This is a genomic window from Pandoraea nosoerga, assembly GCF_902459585.1.
Lineage (GTDB): Bacteria > Pseudomonadota > Gammaproteobacteria > Burkholderiales > Burkholderiaceae > Pandoraea > Pandoraea nosoerga.
On the sequence record NZ_CABPSC010000011.1, the window covers coordinates 173,052 to 193,348 of the forward strand.

The 20,297-nt window shown below is 66.4% G+C and carries 15 protein-coding genes; 7 read left to right on the top strand and 8 right to left on the bottom strand.

Annotation, left to right across the window (positions count from 1 at the left end; all coding sequences use genetic code 11):
* Nucleotides 1–55 precede the first annotated feature (55 nt).
* The 4 genes from gltS to apbC form a co-directional block, all read right to left on the bottom strand.
* Entirely contained in the window at nt 56–1,273 is a 1,218-nt protein-coding gene (gene gltS / locus PNO31109_RS15220; RefSeq protein ID WP_150556303.1) for a sodium/glutamate symporter, read from the bottom strand.
* A gap of 403 nt (nt 1,274–1,676) precedes the next feature.
* Nucleotides 1,677–3,962: an arginine/lysine/ornithine decarboxylase gene (locus PNO31109_RS15225; protein WP_150556304.1), complete on the bottom strand. Its 2,286-nt coding sequence runs from the start codon at nt 3,960–3,962 to the stop codon at nt 1,677–1,679.
* 114 nt (nt 3,963–4,076) lie between these two features.
* Entirely contained in the window at nt 4,077–4,646 is a 570-nt protein-coding gene (dcd, locus tag PNO31109_RS15230) for a dCTP deaminase (protein ID WP_039409253.1), read from the bottom strand.
* Nucleotides 4,647–4,791: 145 nt separating this feature from the next.
* Nucleotides 4,792–5,940 (bottom strand): iron-sulfur cluster carrier protein ApbC, encoded by a 1,149-nt coding sequence (apbC, locus tag PNO31109_RS15235; protein WP_277396710.1) that lies wholly within the window; start codon nt 5,938–5,940, stop codon nt 4,792–4,794.
* A 209-nt stretch (nt 5,941–6,149) separates the two neighbouring features.
* On the opposite strand from apbC, the gene PNO31109_RS15240 reads away from it, so the two are divergent.
* Nucleotides 6,150–6,809, top strand: coding sequence for a YiaD family glycine zipper/OmpA-like lipoprotein (locus PNO31109_RS15240; protein WP_150556306.1), 660 nt, complete (start codon nt 6,150–6,152; stop codon nt 6,807–6,809).
* 454 nt (nt 6,810–7,263) lie between these two features.
* Nucleotides 7,264–9,390: a methionine--tRNA ligase gene (gene metG, locus PNO31109_RS15245; RefSeq protein WP_150556307.1), complete on the top strand. Its 2,127-nt coding sequence runs from the start codon at nt 7,264–7,266 to the stop codon at nt 9,388–9,390.
* A gap of 97 nt (nt 9,391–9,487) precedes the next feature.
* On the opposite strand, the gene PNO31109_RS15250 is transcribed toward metG, so the two are convergent.
* A complete protein-coding gene (locus PNO31109_RS15250) occupies nt 9,488–9,949 on the bottom strand; it encodes an Lrp/AsnC family transcriptional regulator (RefSeq protein WP_150556308.1) in 462 nt (153 codons plus the stop codon).
* A gap of 47 nt (nt 9,950–9,996) precedes the next feature.
* Here PNO31109_RS15250 and PNO31109_RS15255 point away from each other — a divergent pair, with 47 nt between their 5' ends.
* Nucleotides 9,997–10,326, top strand: coding sequence for a DUF6356 family protein (locus PNO31109_RS15255; RefSeq protein ID WP_244958182.1), 330 nt, complete (start codon nt 9,997–9,999; stop codon nt 10,324–10,326).
* 6 nt (nt 10,327–10,332) lie between these two features.
* Here PNO31109_RS15255 and bamE read toward each other — a convergent pair whose 3' ends face one another.
* The 3 genes from bamE to PNO31109_RS15270 form a co-directional block, all read right to left on the bottom strand.
* Nucleotides 10,333–10,869: an outer membrane protein assembly factor BamE domain-containing protein gene (gene bamE, locus PNO31109_RS15260; RefSeq protein WP_150556309.1), complete on the bottom strand. Its 537-nt coding sequence runs from the start codon at nt 10,867–10,869 to the stop codon at nt 10,333–10,335.
* Between the two features lie 129 nt (nt 10,870–10,998).
* Nucleotides 10,999–15,279: a translocation/assembly module TamB domain-containing protein gene (locus tag PNO31109_RS15265; RefSeq protein WP_150556310.1), complete on the bottom strand. Its 4,281-nt coding sequence runs from the start codon at nt 15,277–15,279 to the stop codon at nt 10,999–11,001.
* Nucleotides 15,279–17,045, bottom strand: coding sequence for an autotransporter assembly complex protein TamA (locus PNO31109_RS15270; RefSeq protein ID WP_370750353.1), 1,767 nt, complete (start codon nt 17,043–17,045; stop codon nt 15,279–15,281). The genes PNO31109_RS15265 and PNO31109_RS15270 overlap by 1 nt, the downstream gene beginning before the upstream one ends.
* A gap of 376 nt (nt 17,046–17,421) precedes the next feature.
* On the opposite strand from PNO31109_RS15270, the gene PNO31109_RS15275 reads away from it, so the two are divergent.
* The 4 genes from PNO31109_RS15275 to panD all read left to right on the top strand — a co-directional run bounded on the left by PNO31109_RS15275 (nt 17,422) and on the right by panD (nt 20,238).
* Nucleotides 17,422–17,604: a DUF3460 family protein gene (locus PNO31109_RS15275; protein WP_150556311.1), complete on the top strand. Its 183-nt coding sequence runs from the start codon at nt 17,422–17,424 to the stop codon at nt 17,602–17,604.
* A gap of 32 nt (nt 17,605–17,636) precedes the next feature.
* Complete coding sequence (locus PNO31109_RS15280; protein ID WP_241014151.1) at nt 17,637–18,656, top strand: segregation and condensation protein A; 1,020 nt, start codon at nt 17,637–17,639, stop codon at nt 18,654–18,656.
* A gap of 191 nt (nt 18,657–18,847) precedes the next feature.
* A complete protein-coding gene (panC, locus tag PNO31109_RS15285) occupies nt 18,848–19,684 on the top strand; it encodes a pantoate--beta-alanine ligase (protein ID WP_150556312.1) in 837 nt (278 codons plus the stop codon).
* A 134-nt stretch (nt 19,685–19,818) separates the two neighbouring features.
* On the top strand, nt 19,819–20,238 hold the full coding sequence (panD, locus tag PNO31109_RS15290) for an aspartate 1-decarboxylase (RefSeq protein WP_150556313.1): 420 nt from the start codon (nt 19,819–19,821) through the stop codon (nt 20,236–20,238).
* Nucleotides 20,239–20,297: the final 59 nt, after the last annotated feature.

A 20,297-nucleotide genomic window follows, 5' to 3' on the forward strand; every position in this document is an offset into this window, starting at 1 on the left:
CGGGGTGTTTTTCATGACGAAGCGCCCTGCGCGACCATGCACGCCGGAACACGCGTCAGAAGATTGGCAACCACAGGAAACCCTTGATGATCAGCGCGTTGAGGATGTCGATGAAGAACGCGCCCACCATCGGCACGATGAGAAACGCCAGATGCGATGGCCCGAAGCGCTCGGTCACGGCCTGCATGTTCGCGATGGCAGTCGGCGTCGCGCCAAGGCCGAAGCCGCAATGGCCGGCCGCGAGCACCGCGGCATCGTAATTGCGGCCCATGAGCCGGAACGTGACGAAGATGGCATACGCGGCCATGGTTGCGGCCTGCACCACGAGGATCACGACCATCGGCACGGCCAGCGTCGACAGATCCCACAGCCGCAGCGCCATGAGCGCCATTGCGAGGAACAGCGACAGACTCACGTTGCCGAGCACCGACAGCGAACGCTCGAACACCTCGTAGCCGACGAGCGCCAGCAGGTTGCGCACCATCACGCCCACGAACAGCACACACACGAAGGTGGGGAGTTCGAACGCCGTCCCCGAGAGCCGCTGCGCGATCCATTCGCCGCCGAGCAGACAGATCGCGATCATGGCGACCGTCTCGATGAGCGCCTGCGCCGTGATCAGGCGCACCGTATGCGGCTGCTCGAACCCTTCCGGCGCGGCGTCCCTCGCAGCGTCCACGCCCGGCACCTTGCCGCCCAGACGCCCGACCAGGTAACGCGCCACCGGCCCGCCCAGCAGACCGCCGAACACCAGGCCGAACGTGGCGCAGGCCATGGCGATCTCGAGCGCCGATTGCACGCCGTAGCGCGTGGTGAGCGTCTCGCCCCACGCAGCGCCCGTACCGTGGCCGCCCGCCAGCGTGATCGAGCCGCCCAGCAGGCCGACGCCCGGCGCCAGCCCCATGGCCATCGCCAGTCCCACGCCGATGGCGTTCTGCGTGACGAGCATGCCCGCCACGATCGCGAGAAACAGCGCCAGCCGCTTGCCGCCGGCGCGCAGGCTGGCGAGATTGGCCGACAGGCCGATGGTCGCGAAGAACGCCAGCATGAGCGGCGCTTGCAACGAGGTGTCGAAACGCAGTTCGACCTGCCCGAACTGGCGAAGCGCGAGCGTGCCGAGCGCCACGAGCAGGCCGGCGGCCACCGGCTCCGGAATGCTGTACGTGCGCAGCGGCCTGATCCACTCGACCAGCTTGCGCCCGAGCAACAACACCAAAGTCGCGCACACCAGCGTGCCGTAGGTGGTGAAGACCAGTTCCCGGGTGACGTTCATGACCCCTCCTGCGCGAAAAAATGCGTCGAGTGTAGCAACGCGATCCGCTCAATCTTTTAGGAAAACGCCCAAAACCGTCAAACTGGAGTCAAACCACAAACGCGACACTCGCGGAATGTCCGGCCGACGCTTGCACGCGATTGTCATGAATTTCGCGACATTTCACAGCCAATTCGCGTTTTTGCCGATTTCCCCCCGAGACGCCGCCTTCGAGCGCCGCCGGATTGAGAAAGCAGCATCGCGGGAAACGGCGTATGGCGCCAGCGCAAAGCAAAACGGCCCCGTGCTTTCACACGGGGCCGTGGGGTGTCACGGGCCGGGGCGGCAACACACCGTCCTGCGCCCTCCTGCGCTCTCCTGCGCTCTCCTGCGCTCTCCCACGCCGGCGCACCGGCGCCGGGCGCTACTGACGCACGCAGTCCACGAAGTACTCCGGACGACCGTCCACTTCCTCGACCACCAGTCCGTGAATGTCGGTATGGAAGCCCGGGAAGCGCTCGTTGAAGTCGCGAGCGAAGCGCAGGTACTCGATGATCGCGGCGTTGAAGCGTTCGCCCGGGATCAGCAGCGGAATGCCCGGCGGGTACGGCGTGAGCAGCACGCTCGTCACGCGACCTTCGAGCTCGTCGATGGGCACGCGATCGATCTGGCGGTGCGCCAGCTTCGAGAACGCGTCGGTCGGCTTCATTGCCGGCTGCATGTCCGAGAGGTACATCTCGGTCGTCACGCGCGCCACGTCGTTCGCCTTGTACACGCTATGGATCTGGTCGCACAGGTCGCGCAGGCCGATGCGCTCGTAGCGCGGGAACTGCGCCACGAACTCGGGCAGCACGCGCCACAGCGGCCGGTTGTGATCGTAGTCGTCCTTGAACTGTTGCAGCTCGGTCACCATCGAGTTCCAGCGCCCCTTGGTGATGCCGATGGTAAACATGATGAAGAACGAGTACAGGCCTGTCTTCTCGACGATGATGCCGTGCTCGGCCAGGTACTTGGTGACGATGGCCGCGGGAATGCCGCTCTCGCCGAACTCGCCGTCCACGTCCAGCCCCGGCGTGATGATCGTCGCCTTGATCGGGTCGAGCATGTTGAAACCGTCGGCCAGATCGCCGAAGCCGTGCCAGCGATCGTTGGCGCGCAGCACCCAGTCCTCGCGCTGGATCGTGCCCTCGTCGCCGAGATTCTCCGGCCCCCACACCGAGAACCACCACGAATCGCCATACTCCGAGGCCACCTTGCGCATGGCGCGGCGAAAATCGAGCGCCTCGACGATCGACTCCTCCACGAGCGCGGTGCCCCCCGGCGGCTCCATCATCGCGGCGGCCACGTCGCACGACGCGATGATGGCGTACTGCGGCGAAGTGGACGTATGCATGAGATACGCCTCGTTGAAGCGATACGTGTCGAACGTGCGCGCTTCCGAATCCTGCACGACGATCTGCGAGGCCTGGGAGATGCCCGCGAGCAGCTTGTGCGTCGAGTGCGTGGCATAGATGGTCGCTTCGGACGAACGCGGACGTCCCTCGCCGATGGCGTGCATGTCGCGATAGAACTCGTGGAACGCCGCATGCGGCAGCCACGCCTCGTCGAAATGCAGCGTGTCGATGTTGTTGCCGAGCAGTTCCTTGATCATCTCGACGTTGTAGATCACGCCGTCGTAAGTGCTTTGCGTGATCGTCAGAATACGCGGCTTGGCGTTCGGATCGCGCTCGAGCACTTCGCGCGCGAACGGGTTCGCCTCGATCTTCGCGCGAATGACTTCCGGCTCGAACTGCGACTTCGGAATCGGGCCGATGATGCCCAGGTGGTTGCGCGTGGGCGTGAGAAACACCGGCACGGCGCCGGTCATCGTGATCGCGTGCAGGATCGACTTGTGGCAGTTGCGATCGACCACGACGATGTCGCCCGGCGCCACCGTCGCGTGCCACACGATCTTGTTCGAGGTCGACGTGCCGTTGGTCACGAAAAACAGGTGATCGGCGTTGAAGATGCGCGCCGCATTGCGCTCCGAGGCGCCCACCGGGCCGTTGTGATCGAGCAGCTGGCCGAGTTCTTCCACCGCGTTGCAGACATCCGCGCGCAGCATGTTCTCGCCGAAGAACTGGTGGAACATCTGGCCCACCGGGCTCTTCAGGAACGCCACGCCGCCCGAGTGGCCGGGGCAGTGCCACGAGTACGAGCCATCGGCAGCATAATGCGTAAGCGAGCGGAAGAACGGCGGCGGCAGCGAGTCGAGATACGACTTGGCTTCACGGATGATGTGGCGCGCCACGAACTCCGGCGTGTCCTCGAACATGTGAATGAAGCCATGCAACTCGCGCAGGATGTCGTTCGGGATGTGGCGCGACGTGCGCGTCTCGCCGTAGAGGAAAATCGGAATGTCAGGATTGCGGCGACGCACTTCCTGCACGAACGCCCGCAGGTTGATGATCGCCAGCGCCAGTTCGCCCTCGCCTTCGCCGCCCGCCTCGCTCGAGAAGGTGCCGAACTCGTCGTCGTCGATGGACAGGATGAAACTCGACGCGCGGCTCGCCTGCTGCGCGAACGAGGTCAGGTCGCCATAGCTCGTGAGGCCGTTGACTTCCATGCCTTCGGCTTCGATGGCCTCCGCCAGGGAACGAATTCCGGATCCGGAGATATTTTCAGAGCGGAAGTCCTCGTCGATGATGACGATCGGGAAACGGAATTTCATTGGCGTTCCTTCGACAAAAGAACGAGCCACGGTCCGACATGGCCGTGGCTCTTGGGCATTGCAATGGAGAGGATGCTCACCGGCGGCGAGTCAAGCCCGATCGAGCGTAACGGGCTAGGTTTTCGGCAGCGTGACACCGCGCTGTCCCTGATACTTGCCGCCGCGATCCTTGTACGAAGTCTCGCAGACTTCGTCGGATTCGAAGAACAGCACCTGCGCCACGCCTTCGTTGGCGTAGATCTTCGCCGGCAGCGGCGTCGTGTTGGAGAACTCCAGCGTCACGTAGCCCTCCCATTCGGGTTCGAACGGCGTCACGTTCACGATGATGCCGCAGCGCGCATACGTCGATTTGCCCAGGCACACCGTGAGCACGTTGCGGGGAATGCGGAAATACTCCACGGTGCGCGCCAGCGCGAACGAGTTCGGCGGAATGATGCACACGTCGCCCGAGAAATCGACGAACGACTTCTCGTCGAAGTTCTTCGGATCGACGATCGTCGAATTGATGTTCGTGAAGATCTTGAATTCAGCCGCACAACGGATATCGTAGCCGTAACTCGACGTGCCGTAGCTGACGATCTTCTGCCCGTCCTGGGAATACCGGATCTGCGACGGCTCGAAGGGCTCGATCATGCCGTGCTCTTCGGCCATACGCCGGATCCATTTGTCGGACTTGATGCTCATGTGTGGGCCTGAATGGGCGTGGTACGTGAAAAAGTGGGCGTATTTTACGCGATTGTTGCGCTGCGGTGAGGTTTTCGGTCCTCCCGTGCCCCGCGGGGCTTCCCGTGCCGCTCCTCGCGCGCTCCAGGCCCGGACGGCCCGCCCGTTACGTGTTCTGGACGACGATCGACGGGAACTTGCTCGTCATGTCCTTCTGCCTGGCCGCGATCTTCACCGCGACCTTGCGCGCGATGGCCTTGTAACGCGCCGCCACCGGGCCGTCGGGGTCGCCGACCACGCTCGGCATGCCGGCGTCGGCGTGCACGCGAATGCTCATCTCGAGCGGCAGCTTGCCGAGCAGATCCACGTCGAAGTCATGGCTCATGCGCTCGCCGCCGCCCACACCGAAGATCGGCTCCTCGTGACCGCAGTTCGAGCAGATATGCACGCTCATGTTCTCGATGAGGCCCAGGATCGGCACGCCGACCTTCTCGAACATCTTGAGCCCCTTGCGCGCGTCGAGCAGCGCCAGGTCCTGCGGCGTGGTCACGATGACCGCGCCCGTGACCGGCACCTTCTGCGCGAGCGTGAGCTGAATGTCTCCCGTGCCCGGCGGCATGTCGACGATGAGGTAGTCGAGGTCCTTCCAGTTCGTCTGGTTGAGGAGCTGTTCGAGCGCCTGCGTGACCATCGGGCCGCGCCACACCATCGGGTTGTCCGGCTCGATCAGAAAACCGATGGAGCTTGCCTGCAGGCCGTGCCCGATCATCGGCTCGAGCGTCTTGCCGTCCTTCGATTCCGGTTTGCCGTGAATGCCCAGCAGCGTGGGCAGCGACGGGCCGTAGATGTCGGCATCGAGAATGCCGACGTTGGCGCCTTCGGCCGCGAGCGCGAGCGCCAGGTTCACGGCCGTGGTGCTCTTGCCCACGCCGCCCTTGCCGGAGGCCACCGCGACAACGTTCTTTACGTTGGGTAGCAGCTTCACGCCGCGCTGCACCGCGTGCGAGACGATCTTCTGGCTGATTTCGACGGCCACGCGCTCGACGCCGGGCAGCTTGCCGACGGCCTCGGTAACGCGCGCGCGCATGGCGTCGAACTGGCTCTTCGCGGGATAGCCGTATTCGATCTGGATGCCGACGTGGCCGTGCTCCGCCGCGACTTGCTTCACATACTTTCCGGCGATCAGATCGAGCCCCGTATCGGGGTCGACGATGCCACGCAGCACTTCATTGATCTGGGCAACTTCCATGTGTCTCTCTCGCTCTGTCGAGGCGCGCCGGAGAACGCCCGGCACGGCGCTAACAACTTGTAACATCCGTGGCGCGCGCTCTCGATTAGCATGCGAGGCGCGCGTGTCATGGGGACCAGCCGTCGCGGCAAACTGCGCTTGCCTGCGGTTGACACTCGGCGCTATTGTAAGAGACGGCGCGCCTGCCGGTTTAAAACCCCTGCGGGCTGCGCGTGCTTCGACGAAGTGCTCGCGCGTGTCTCATCACTGCTTAGCTAATCGATAAGGAGCCTCAAATGAACAAGAACACTCTGCACGCTTCCGCACTGGTTCTGGCCGCCGCCGCATTGCTGGCCGGCTGCCAGACGCAGCAGGGCACCAACACGGCTGTGGGCACCGGTGTCGGCGCCGCGGTCGGGGCAGGTCTTGGCAACCTCATCGGTGGCAACACCACCGGCACGCTGATCGGCGCCGCCGTGGGCGCCGCTGCAGGCGGTGCGGCCGGGTACAACTGGCAATCCATCAAGAATACGCTGGGCGGGCACACCGCCGGCACCGGCACCACGATCTCCGAACAGCCGGACGGCTCGCTCAAGGTCGCCGTGCCGAGCGACGTCACGTTCGACACGGGCCGCGCCGACATCAAGCCGAACTTCCGTGCCGTGCTCGACGACGTTGCCACGTCGCTCAATCAGAACCCCGGCATCACGGCCAGCATCGTGGGCCACACCGACAGCACGGGCGGCGATCGCATCAATGTGCCCCTGTCGCAACAGCGCGCAGCCAACGTCGCGCAGTATCTGACGAGCCGCGGCGTGGCCGCCAACCGCCTGAGCGCGACCGGCGTGGCGTCGAGCCAACCGATCGCATCGGACGCCACGGCCGAGGGCCGCGCCCAGAATCGCCGCGTGGAAATCCTGCTGCACGCGCCGAATCAGCAAGCACCGCGCGGCTGACGATCTTTCGGCGCGTTTGCGCCAACAATCGCTCTGCGCTCGTCTCACGCACATGCCCGGCTCGCCGGGCATGTTGCTTTTCGGCGCGCGTAATAGGCGAGTCTCGCATGCTGCAATGCACCATCGAAAGTCAGCGCTTGTGTTGAACTAAACCCGTGCGGCGGGGCTCAGACTCTGCGGAAGTGCCTACCGTGGGCGCTTCCATCTCCTCTTTGTTATTGACGTTACGTGTGCCTAGTTCTGCCGGAACCTTTCGTTCCGGCTTTTTTTTGGCCGCGCGATCCGCCGGGTGCGCCGCCCCAACGATGTCCCGGCGCGCGCCGGGATGCCCGGCACATCCGCACGGCAGCCCCACGGCACTCGGCGACGCCCGACGACACCATTTGGGCGGCAACTTCGCCCGCCTGCTAGAATCGACCCTTCCCGGTTTTTCTCAACAGCAGACTCCATCCCCATGTCCCGCCGCATTCTCGTCACCTCCGCCCTGCCGTACGCCAATGGCCAGATTCACATCGGTCACCTGGTCGAGTACATCCAGACCGACATCTGGGTGCGGCACATGCGAATGCAAGGGCACGAGGTGTACTACGTGGGCGCGGACGACACGCACGGCACGCCGGTCATGTTGCGCGCCGAGAAGGAAGGGCTCACGCCCCGGCAACTGATCGAGCGCGTCTGGAAGGAGCACAAGCGCGACTTCGACAGCTTCGGCATCTCGTTCGACAACTACTATTCGACCGACTCCGAAGAGAACCGCGAGTTGTCCGAGAGCGTGTACCTCGCACTCAAGGAGCAGGGCCTCATCGAGGCGCGCGACATCGAACAGGCCTACGACCCGGTCAAGGAAATGTTCCTGCCGGACCGCTTCATCAAGGGCGAGTGTCCGAAGTGCGGCGCGAAGGACCAGTACGGCGACTCGTGCGAAGTCTGCGGCTCGACCTACGCGCCGACCGACCTGATCAATCCGTATTCGGTCGTCTCGGGCGCCACGCCGGTGCGCAAGACGTCCACGCATTACTTCTTCAAGCTCTCGGACAAGCGCTGCGAGCAGTTCCTGCGCAAGTGGGTGGCCGGCCTCGCACAGCCCGAGGCGGCCAACAAGATGAAGGAGTGGCTCGGCGAAGACGGCGAATCCACGCTGGCCGACTGGGACATCTCGCGCGACGCGCCCTACTTCGGTTTCGAGATTCCGGGCGCGCCGGGCAAGTACTTCTACGTCTGGCTGGACGCCCCGGTCGGCTACTACGCGAGCTTCAAAAACCTGTGCGCGAAGCGCGGGCTGAACTTCGAGGAATGGGTCAGGCCCGGCTCGACCACCGAGCAATACCATTTCATCGGCAAGGACATCCTGTACTTCCACACGCTGTTCTGGCCCGCGATGCTCGAATTCTCGGGTCATCGCACGCCGACCAACGTGTACGCCCACGGCTTCCTGACGGTGGACGGACAGAAGATGTCGAAGTCGCGCGGCACGTTCATTACGGCGCAAAGCTTCATCGACACCGGTCTGAACCCGGAGTGGCTGCGTTACTACATCGGCGCGAAGCTCGGCAACACGATGGAAGACATCGACCTGAACCTCGATGACTTCATCGCGCGCGTGAACAGCGATCTGGTGGGCAAGTACGTCAACATCGCGAGCCGCGCGGCCGGGTTCCTGATCAAGCGCTTCGACGGCCGCGTGTCGGCGCACGCCATGCAGCACGCGCTGCTCGCACAGGTGCGCGGTGCAGCGGCACAGATCGCCGCTCACTACGAGGCGCGTGAGTTCGGCAAGGCGCTGCGGCTGGTGATGGAGCAGGCCGACGCGGTCAACGGCTACGTCGACACGGTCAAGCCCTGGGATCTGGCGAAGGACCCGGCGCAGGCCGCCGCGCTGCACGAGGCATGCTCGGTGTGCCTGGAAGCGTTCCGCCTGCTCACGCTGTATCTCAAGCCGGTGCTGCCGGTCACCGCGGAGGCCGTGGAGCGCTTCCTGAACATCGCCCCGCAAACGTGGCAGGACGTGGAGCGCCCGCTCACCGCCGACACCGCGATCACGGCATACAAGCATCTGATGACGCGCGTCGAAGGCAAGCAGATCGAAGCGCTGCTCGCCGCCAACCGCGACTCGCTGCAGGCGGGCGCGCCGGCAGCCGATGCGGCGGCCGCCAAGGGCAAGGCCGCGAAGGCGGGCGCCGGTGCAAAGGAGGCCCCGAAGGCCGACAAAGCGGTCGGCGGCGACAGTGGCGACAGCGGTGTCATTACCATCGACCACTTCGCGAAGATCGATCTGCGCATTGCGCGCATTGTCGATTGCAAGGCGGTGGAAGGCTCGGACAAGCTCTTGCAGCTCACGCTCGACGTGGGCGAGACGAAGACCCGCAACGTCTTCTCCGGCATCAAGTCGGCCTATCCGCAGCCCGAGGCGCTCGTCGGCAAGCTCACGGTGATGGTGGCCAACCTCGCGCCGCGCAAGATGAAGTTCGGCCTGTCCGAAGGCATGGTGCTCGCCGCGTCGGCCGCCGACGAGAAGGCGGAGCCCGGCATCTACATCCTCGAGCCGCACAACGGCGCGAAGCCGGGCATGCGCGTGAAGTAAGGGGCGCGCCCGTTGGCCGGCCACGTCTTGCGGCCGGCCTCGCCGGTGGTCTGGTGGGCGCGACCGCCAACGTCCATGACGCGGGCGGCGACAGCGCCTAGCGCAGATGGTCCACCGGCAGCGCGGTGGTGAACTTGACCGTCTCCATCGAGAAGCTCGCGCTGATGTCCTGGAGATCGGCCACGCGGATGAGCTTCTTGTAGAAGCGGTCATACGCCGCAATGTCGGGCAGATAGACCTTGAGCAGATAGTCGATTTCGCCGGCCATGCGGTGAATCTCGACGATCTCGGGCAGCTCGCGCGCACCTTCCACGAAGCGCAGCATCCAGTCCTCGCTGTGCGTTGCGGCCTTGATGAAGACGAACGCGGTCACGCGCAGATCGAGTTGCTGGGGGTCGCACAGCGTCACCTGCCCCGTGATCACGCCGCTCTCGCGCAGACGCTGCACACGCCGCCAGCACGGCGTAGGCGACAGATGCACGGCCTCGGCCAATTCCCCGAGCGAGCGCGAGGCGTCTTCTTGCAGATTTTCCAGAATCGCGAGATCGGTTTTGTCCACGACAGCCACTCCGAGGAAAAATTTTCCAAATCGTACCCGATTCGCCGGTGCTTTTGAAAGCCTTTACCTTATCGAGGCAGGTAGACTTCAAAAACATTCCGAAAATAGAGGTCGACATGAAAATTTTCACTCAACATCCAGCCTCTGTCGGCGAAAACTACCTCCAACACATGGGTTCGGCGTTCTCCTTCGCGCTGCCGCTGTTGGGGGCATGCCTGGCCTGCCTCGTACACGCGCTGCTACCGTTCGCGTTCGAGAAAACCGGCAGTCGCATCATCGCGCGTCTGCACGAGCGCATGGTGACGAATCGCCACCGTCATGCGTCGGCCAGCGCCGCCGCTCGTGCGGGTGCGGCCGACGGCGCCAGCTCACGGTAATGCGGCTCAGGGGCGCTCCGAGGCCGGGTCGGGCGAGCGCGAAGTCACGCTCACGCGGCCGTCAGGCCCGAAGTGCGCGTTGAACAGGCCCGGCGTGTTCACGCCGTCCTCGAGCCAGCGCCAGCTCCACACCGTCTCCTTCTTCAGGCGGTAGTCCGCCACGCTCGTCGGCTTGCCGAGCAGGCGCCGGACTTCGTCCTGCGTCATGCCCGGGCGCACCTGCTCGAAGTTCTCCGCCACGAGCGCCTGCGTCACGCTGCGCAGCCTGCCATCGGGCGCAATGTCGACCATGTACGTTCGCAAGCCGCCCGGCGCGCGCGGATACTCCAGACGACGCGAGCCGTCGTCGTTCTCCCAGACGATTTCGGGCTTGCCCATTTGCCCGCGCACCTGCGCTTCGGTGCTCACGCCGGGCTTCAAGTCGCGCAACAGCATATCGTCCGGCTTGACGGCATTGAACGTGTCGCGCGCCTTCTCGCGCACCTTGTCGATCTGCTGCTGGTCACAGCCGAACAGGCCCAACAGACTCGCAAACAATCCCATGGCGACTCCCCAACGAAGGCCACGGCGCGCACAGGGCGCCGCATGAACGAAACGAAGTGACGCTCTCATCGATACTCCCTCCTTGCTCTCGGGCGCGCGCCTCGCGACGCGCGTCTTGCCGCTGCCGCGTCAATCGAAGCGGCGGTTGAACAGCACGTCGAAGCCCGACAGCGACCCGGTGCGCAGCACGAGCTGCCAGCGGCGCGAGACTTGCCAGGTCACCTTCACGATGCTCGCCGCGCTCGTCAGGCTCTGTTCGTAGCCGAGCGCGAAGTTGTCCGAAATCGCCTTGCCGATCTTCACCACCTGCTCGTCGTCCGAGAGGCCCGAGTCGCTGGTGCCAATGCTGAATTCGTCGATGCCCAGATCCTTGATGATGCGCTTGCCGCCCGCGGCGCCCAGCAGCGCCGTGGCCGCACCGGCCATTGCCTGGCGCTGGCCGAGGCCCGCGCCGTCCGGGCCGTGGCCGAACAGCAGCCACGACAGCTTCTCCTCGTCCGACACGTTCGGCTCGGACACGAGCGACACGCGCGGCTGACGCACGGTCCCCGTCACCAGCACCCCGGCCGCCACTTCCTGATTGCGCCGCATGGCCTGGATGTAGATGTCGGGGTTGTCGAGCGGGCCGACGAAGTTGATCTGGCCGCGCTCGATGGCGAGCTTGCGATCGAACGCTTCGTAAGTGCCCTCGGCCACCGTGATGGTGCCGCTCGCGCGCATCGGCGAGAGCGGATCGCTCTGCACGCGCATGCTACCGCGCAGGAGCAGGTCGGCGCCTGCCCCGATGAAGCGGAAGTCGCGCCCGAGATTGACTTCGACGTTGATGTGCGGCGAGAAGCGGCTCGTCGGCTTTTCGCTGATGCGCGCGGCCTCCTCCTTCGGGTCGAGCGGCTTGGTGCGCGCCTGCGCCCCGCCGCGCACGACCACCACGTCGTCGCCGAGCCTGGGCGCCGAAGTCGGCGGCAGCGCAAAGCGCGCGCGGTCCACCGTGAATTTGCCGGTGACGGACATCGCGTCGCCGCTGCCAGTGGCCTTCGCGTCGCCGGTGAGCGAGAGCTGCCGGTCCGGCGCGGCGAACAATTGCAGCTTGTCCGCCGTGATCGTGATGCCGAGCGCCGGCTCCGGCGTGTCGAGCCGGACGTTGCCGGTCGCGCGGGCCGTGCCGCCCCCGCCGCCGGTCACGACAACGTCGCGCAACACGATCTCGGTCGGCGTGAGCGCGATGCGCACGCGACCGTCCTTCACGCTGATACCGGTGTCGAACATCTGCACGGCAAGATCGTCGGCCGTCAGTTCGCCGGTCGGGCGCGGCTTGCCAACGGTACCGGCGAGCGCCAGTTGCAGACTCGCCCGGCCCTTGAAGGCGTATTGCGCCCCCGCGAGATTCTCGAATTTCGAGAGATTCGGGATGACGACGGCCACGCGACCGGCCAGCGGCGCGTCGTCCGGCAGCTCGGGAATGCCGTTGGCCACGCGCAAGCCGGTCTGCACGTCGGCGTCGAGCGTGCCGACGAGCGAGGACACGGCCTTCACGCTCGTGCGCGCCGACTGGCCCGACAGGTCGATGCGCGCGCGCAGCTCGGAGAGGCCCAGCGGCACTCGCGCGCCTACGCCGCCCTTCTCCGGGCTCAGGTCGGGAATGCCCGTCACGGTGACCTTCACATGATCGTTCACGCCGGCCCGGCGCAGCGTCACGTCGCCGCTGCGGCGCACGATCTCGACAAAGCCGTCGGCACGCGACCCGGTGCGCAAGTCCCACTTGCCGTCGAGCACGAGATCGCTCGCCACGGGCGGCATCTCGCCGGTCACCGACTGCACGACACGCAGCACCTGCGCGATGTCGAGCGTATCGACCGTACCCGTCGTTTTCAACTGGCCCCCGCCGTAGTCGAGATTCGCGAGCGACAGCGCGCCGGCGCCCGTGACGAGCTTCGCCGCGCCGAGATGCACGCTCGCCGCACTCGCTTCGACGCGCCATGGCGCCGCAAGGTGAATCTTCGGAATCCCCTGGTTTTCGAGCGTCTGGATCGTGCCTCGCCAGCCGGGCTTGCCCGCGGTGTTCGTCACGGCGCCCGCGGCATCGAGACCGAGGTCGAGCGGCGCTTCGCGCAGCTTGCCTGCCGCCCGCAGACGAAGCGCATGCGCGCCGCGCGTGCCGGCCAGCGCCAGACTCAGGCGGTCCAGACGCGCGACGCCGCTGCGCAGCCCCTGCGCGTCGAGCGTCACGTTCAGCCGGTCGCCGGGCGCGCCCGGCAGCGCGCCGCTAACGTCGATCTTGCCGGCGAGGTGCTCGAACGTGTGCTCGCCGAACGCCAGCCGGTCGGCCGCGAGCGTGGCCGCCACGACCGGGCGCTCCATCGTTCCCGACACCTGCCCGTCAACCTGCATGCGGCCGGCCAGCCCGAAGCCGAGCTTGTCGAGCGCCGGGGCGTCGACGTTGACCGCCATTCGGTCGCCCGGCGCGCCGAAGCTGCCCCGCAGGACGATCTTGTTGCCCGCGACGAGCAGATTCGCATCGCTGGGCAGCAAACGCGCGCCCGCCAGCTTCACCGTCCCGGCGCCGCTCATCGGCAGATCCGCGTAGACGCTGTCCTGCAGCGCGAACCTGAGCGTCAGTGCAAGCTCGGGACGCAGCGCGCCTTGCGCTTCGAGCTGTCCGGTGACGCTCGCCGCGGGGTTCTTCCGCCCGCGTGTGGCCGTGCCGTACAGGTCGTACCAGGTCGCCGGGTCGAAGCGCGAGAGCTTGACCTGCGCCCGGTACGCGCCGGCGTCGTCGTTCGCCAGCGCGCCGGTGGCCGAGATACGGCCATTGCCGGCGTCGAGCGACAGTGCATGAATCGTGGTGCCCTTCGAATCGAGCGCCACATCGGCCGAGACGCGACGAGTGGCGTCGCGCCAGTCGAGCACAATGCGCTGTCCAGCCGGCTCGAGCTTCACGTCGAGCGGACCGCCGAGCTTCGTCGGCGGCAGCTTGCCGTGAAGCGCACGCAGATCGAGATCGTGCATCGTGAAGGCGAAGCCGCCGACCGTTGCTTCGGTTGCCTGCGCCGTGGCGGGCGGGACGGGCGCGGGCGACGCGTCACCTTGCGCCAGCGCGGGAACCGGGGCCCCCGCCGCGCCGCCTGCGGACGCCGGCGTGGCCGCTGCCGCGGTCGCCACCTTCTCGCGACGCAACGCTCCGCTGCCGGTCAACACCGCGCGCCCGGTCAATTTCAGCTCGATGCCGGTCAACGCCTGACGCGTGGCGTCGAGCAGCACCTCGGCACGCAGGTGCTCCACGGGCAACCGTCCGTCGTCGATCGCCCCCGGCTTCGCGTTGACGACCGATACCGGCCCGAGCACACGCAATTCCTTCGCGCCCGGGGCAGGGCGCAAGTCGGCCTGCACGGCAAGGTCCGCCTGCGGCGCGCCCGGGCTGAAGTCGCGCGGGTTGACGTGATCGAGCGCGATCTGCGCACGCGAGAGGGGCACGGCGCCAAACGGCGATGCCGCGATGTGGGCCGTACCCGCGAGCTTTTCGCCGCTCGCGGCAAGATCGACCACGAGCGCGTCAAGCGAGCCTGAGAGCTTCGCCTGCAGCGCGACCGGCACGTCGCCTGCACGCGCGCGCAGGCCAACGTTGCCGCCAAGCGCAAACGGGCGTTGGCCGTTGAGCTGCACGTCGGCCTGCGCTTGGCCGTATGGCGTGCCGACGTGCTCGAGCACCATCGAATGCTGCGTGCCGTCGCTGCGCGCGGCAAGACGGATGTCCTCGAGCACCAGCTCGGGCGAGTGCAGCGCGAGCCTGGCGACGCGAACGTCACCCAGCGTCAGGCCAAGCGGCAGACGCAGACTGGTCGGCAGCGCCGCGGGCGCGGCGGACGGCGGCGAAGGGGCGAACGCAAGATCGATCTGGCCGGCGTGCAGCTTGTCCACGGTGAAGTGCAGCGGGCGCAGCCGCAGGGCCCAGCGGCTCTCCAGACGGCTCGCCGTGATGCGCGTGGCGCCGTCCACGTAACGCACGTCGTTCACGGTGAAGCCATGGGCGAAGGTGCCGCCGCGCCAGTCGCCGGCGAGCTTGCCGCCGAGCGTCGCGACGGCCGCCTGCCAAAGCCAGCGGCTGCCGCGCTCGCTGGACATTGCCCAGAGCAGCGCGCCGAGCGCCAGCACGACGCCGAGCAGCACGGCCAGCCATGCGGCCGCGAGCGCGCGGCCCCAGCGACGACGCTTCGGCGGCGGGGGTGGCGCGGGTGGAACGTCGCCCGGCCCGGGCGGCGGATTGGCATGACCGGGTGAGGTGAGCACGGGCTCGCGCGTCCGCCGCCCGGCGTCGCGGACATCGCCTGCCGCGCTCGCGTGCGGGGCTGGCGTCGAAGGCGCGGCCGGCGTGGGGCGGCCCGGTGTGACGGCATGGAGCGGCATCGTCGTCATCAGAACGCCACCCCCAGCGAGATGGCCGGACGCAAGCGCCGGTCGTGCACGCCGTAGCCGAGGTCCACGTTTACCGGCCCGACGGGACTGCGCCAGCGCAGGCCGACGCCCACGCCGTGATACAGCGGCGTGGGACGACGGTAATCGTCGGTGGCCGTGCCGACGTCCCAGAACACCGCCCCGCCCCAGTCGCGCGTGACCCAGCGCTGATATTCGAGGCTTGCCGTGCCGAGGTACTTCGTCGGGTACGTGGTGCCGTTCTGCTGCCGCCCGATGCTCTGATACGTGTAGCCGCGAATGGACGACGTGCCGCCCGCGAAGAACAGCAGCGACGACGGAATCCGGTTGCTGTTGCCGTTCGTGAGCACCGCGCCGAGTTCGAGGCGGGCCAGCACGAGGTCGCGCTCGGCCACCGGGAAATACTGGCGGATGCGGCCGTACAGGCGCACGAAGCTCTGGTCGGTGAGTACGGGCTTGGCGGCAAACCCGATCTGCGTGTTGATGATGTTGCCCTTGCGCGGAAAGATCAGGTCGTCCACGTCGCGACGATTCCACGAAAACGCCGGCACGAGCGCCTTGTTGAGAAAGCGCGCGCCGCCGTCGGGACGCTCGTCGGTGCGATAAAGATCGAGCGTGTAAGCCCAGTCGTAGCGCTCGCGCGAGCGCGCACGCTTGACGCCCACTTGCGCCGAGCGCTGGTCGAGCCCGTTCAGATAGGTGCGATCGAACGACCCGCGCAGGCTGTTGGTATAGGCGCTCGTGTCGGGCGGCATGGCAATCTCGGCATAGCCGCCCTGCCGATACTGCTCCAGACGCGCCTGCGTGTCGAACGTCCACGCGCGGCCGAACAGGTTGTAGTACGAATAGCGGCCGTTCACGCTCGCGCCGGTGTCGGTCGTATAGCCCACGCCGCTTTGCACGCGATGCTCGGGAAATTCGCGCACCTTCACTTCCACCGGCGCGTTCTCGGCCTTCGACGGGTCTTCCGTCACCGAGATGATCACGTTGGAAAAGTACGGCGTGGCCTGGATCTGGCGCTGCAGTTCCTGCAGACGGTCGGCGTCGAACGCCTCGCCCTCGGACAGCGGATTGACGTTGCGGATGATTTGGGCCGGATAGCGGCGCGTGCCGGTGATCACGAGCGGCCCGAGTGTGAACGGCGGGCCGCTGTCGTAGGTGGCCGCAAGCGAGGCGGCTTCGCGATCGGCGTCGACGACCGCGCGCGAGAACGTCATCCTGGCCGCGTGATAGCGCTTTTGCCCGAGCTGGAACAGCGTATCGTTCTTCGCCTTGTCCCAGTCGGCCTGGCGAAACGGCGCGTCGACCGGCAGTTCCCAGGCGTGGCGCAACTGCGCGACGCGCTGCGGATCGCTCTCGGCCACCGGGCCGGTGAATTTCAGGTCGACGTCCTTGATGTGCGTGCGCGGGCCGGACTCGACGGTGACGCGCACATCGCGCTTGCCGTTGATGGTGGCCACATCCACATGCGTGACCGGCGTGAAGTACCCCTCGGTCGACGTGAGCTCCTGCACCTGCTCGCCGACGGTGGCGATGAGGTGCTCGAACTGGGCGTCCCCAATGTCGTCGCGCCCGGCGTAGCGCGCCAGGTCGAGATTGGTCTCGAGGAGTTTCTCGAGGCCCTTGGGCGCCTCGATGCGAACGCGATAGTCGGCAAGCGCCGCGCGGGGAGCCGCCAGGCCGCCCGCGAGCGTGGCGACGGCGGCAAGCGCGGCCAGGCCGCTCAGTCGGGTCCATGTGGCCGGCAGGGCGCACGCACGGGAGGACGCACGAACGCACGCACGAACGCACGCACGAAAGCGACGCCAGGCGTCGTGTCCGGGTTTGATCTGCGAGACGGTCAAAACCTTCCTTGGAGTCTTAAATATCGCCGCCGGTGGTCCGGCGTGCGTGCAATGATGCCCGATCGCACGGCCGGTGCAAGCATGGCACGACGAAGCAACGTGCGAAGCGTTCGTGGTGCGTATTTGACCATAACCGTGCGTCCCGTTGACCGGCGCGTCCCAAAAGCGTCGAAACCGCGACTCGGCACGCGTTTGCGGTAAAATCGGCAGCGACTGGCGCCATTGCGATGGCGCCGCTTTCGTTTTCGCCGAATCTGCCTAATTTTTACGCAAGCCGATCATGTACGAGTCCGACATCACTCAATTCCTCAAGCAACTGAAGGCGGAAAAGCCGACGCTCGAAGCCGAGCAACGCCAGGGCCGTGCGCTGCTGTGGGACAAGCAGCCGATCGACCTGGACGAGCGCCGCCGCGCTCAGCAGTCGCGTGTGGCTCAGCAGCCCTACGTCTATCAGAGCGAATAACGCTCCCGCCACGCCACCGCTGCAGGCCCGCATTGAATCCCTCGACGCCTGACGATCCGTCGCACGCCCCCGAGCCGATGCCCGAGCCATCTCCCGAGCCGATCGCCGAGATCGGGCCGGCGGCGACGCACGCCGATGCGGCGGGCGTCGCGGACGATGCGCCGCAGGTGGCTCATGTGCCTCACGCGCTGGCGGCGAGCGCCGGCAACGGCGCCGCGACGGAATTGCCGGCCCCGCAAGACGGCCACGACTCCACGCCGGACACGGTCGACGGCGTCGCGCGGGCGCGCCTCTACGGCGAGCCGCTCTTCGCGCTGCCCAACGACCTGTACATTCCGCCGGACGCGCTTGAAGTCTTCCTCGAAGCGTTTGAAGGCCCGCTCGACCTGTTGCTGTATCTGATCCGCAAGCAGAACTTCAACGTGCTCGACATCCCGATGGCGCAGGTCACGAAGCAATACCTGCTCTACGTGGACCAGATCCGCCGGACCAACCTCGAGCTCGCCTCGGAGTATCTGCTCATGGCCGCGATGCTCATCGAGATCAAGTCGCGCATGCTGCTGCCGGTCAAGAAGGCCGACACCGGCGAAGAAGCCGAGGATCCGCGCGCCGAACTGGTGCGCCGCCTGCTCGAGTACGAGCAGATGAAGCTCGCGGCGCAGAAGCTCGACACGCTGCCGGTGCTCGGGCGCGACTTCCTGCGCGCGCAGGTCTACATCGAACAAAGCCTCCAGCCGCGCTTTCCCGACGTGGACGCCGAGGATCTGCGCGCAGCCTGGGCGGAAGTGCTGCGCCGGGCCAAGCTCGTGCAGCACCACAAGATCTCGCGCGAAGAGCTGTCGGTGCGCGAGCACATGAGCCAGATTCTGCGGCGGCTGCAGGGCGCGCGCTTCATGGAGTTCACCGAGCTCTTCGACGTCACGCGCGGCGTGCCGGTCGTGGTGGTGAACTTCATCGCCATGCTCGAGCTCTCGCGCGAATCGCTGCTGGAAATCACGCAGGCCGAGCCGTTTGCGCCGATCTATGTCCGCCTGACCTATTCGCCGAACTGAGCGCCGGCCGGGCGCCCCATCCGGCCGCGTTCGGGCCTGAAACCCCGAGTCCGCCTCGTCAGCGCGGTTTTGCGCACGCCCGCTGTGATTTCCTCTACAATCCCCCGGACATTTTGGCGGCCCCGCCCCTTGCCCGGCAAGGCGCAAGCCACTCCCGCACGCTAGCCGCGTGCGCCACGCACGGAACCTCAATGAAAGTCATCCCCTCGATTCCCGAACTGCGCGACCAGTTGCGCGGGCAGAATCGCATCGCCTTCGTGCCCACGATGGGCAACCTGCATGAAGGGCATCTGTCGCTGATGCGACTGGCGCGCCAGCATGGCGATCCGGTCGTCGCCAGCATCTTCGTGAACCGCCTGCAATTCGGGCCGAACGAAGACTTCGACAAGTACCCCCGCACCATGCAGGAGGACATCGAGAAGCTCACGCGCGAGAACGTCTACGTATTGTTTGCGCCGGACGAGAAGGAGATGTATCCGGAGCCGCAGGAGTATCGCGTCGAGCCGCCGCACGACCTGGGCGACATTCTGGAAGGCGAATTCCGACCGGGATTCTTCAAGGGCGTGTGCACGGTGGTCACCAAGCTGTTCTCGTGCGTGCAGCCGCGCGTGGCCGTGTTCGGTAAAAAGGACTACCAGCAGTTGATGATCGTGCGCAGCATGTGCCGCCAGTTCGCGCTGCCCATCGAGATCATCGCCGCCGAGACGGTGCGCGCCGACGACGGTCTGGCGCTGTCCTCGCGCAACCGCTATCTGTCCGAGGCCGAGCGCGCCGAAGCGCCGCAGCTCTATCGTCTGCTGAACCAGATCCGCGACGAGGTGAACGGCGGCAAGACCGATTACGCGGGGCTCGAAGCAGCCGCAATGCAAACGCTCGTCGAGCGCGGCTGGAAGCCCGATTACGTGTCGATCCGTCAGCGCGCGAACCTGCGCGTGCCCGCGCCGGGGGCGGCGCCGGCCGAGAGTCTGGTCGTGCTCGCCGCCGCGAAGCTCGGCACGACGCGCCTGATCGACAATCTCGAAATCTGAGCGCCGCAGGCGCGCCGCCGGTCGAGCGACCGGCGCCGCGCCCGGGCGCAAGCCGCGCGCGTATCGATCCTGTCGATCACGCGCGCATCTCTCGTCGCGCGGCATGCGCGACATCGCAACACAAGAGGCACGCCATGTACCGCACCATGCTCAAGTCGAAGATCCACCGCGCCACCGTAACGCATTGCGAACTGCATTACGAAGGCTCGTGCGCGATCGACGAGAACCTGCTCGAAGCCTCGGGCCTTGTCGAAAATGAGCAAATCGACATCTTCAACGTCAACAACGGTGAGCGCTTCACGACCTATGCCATCCGCGGCGAGCGCGGCAGCGGCATGATCTCGCTCAATGGCGCGGCCGCCCGCCGTGCGCAGCTCGGCGACATCGTGATCATCGTGTCGTATGCGCAGGTCGAGGAAAAGGAAGTGCAGGCCGGCTTCAAGCCGAAGCTGGTGTTCGTCGACGAGAAGAACGTGCAAAAAGGCGAGCGTGATCACGTGCCGCTGCAAGCGTGGGAAGAGACGCGCGCGTTCGAGGCGGCCGCCGCGAAGTAACCGGCATCGCATCGCGCGCATCGCACGGGGCGCCGCTATTGCCCCCCCCTGGCATCATC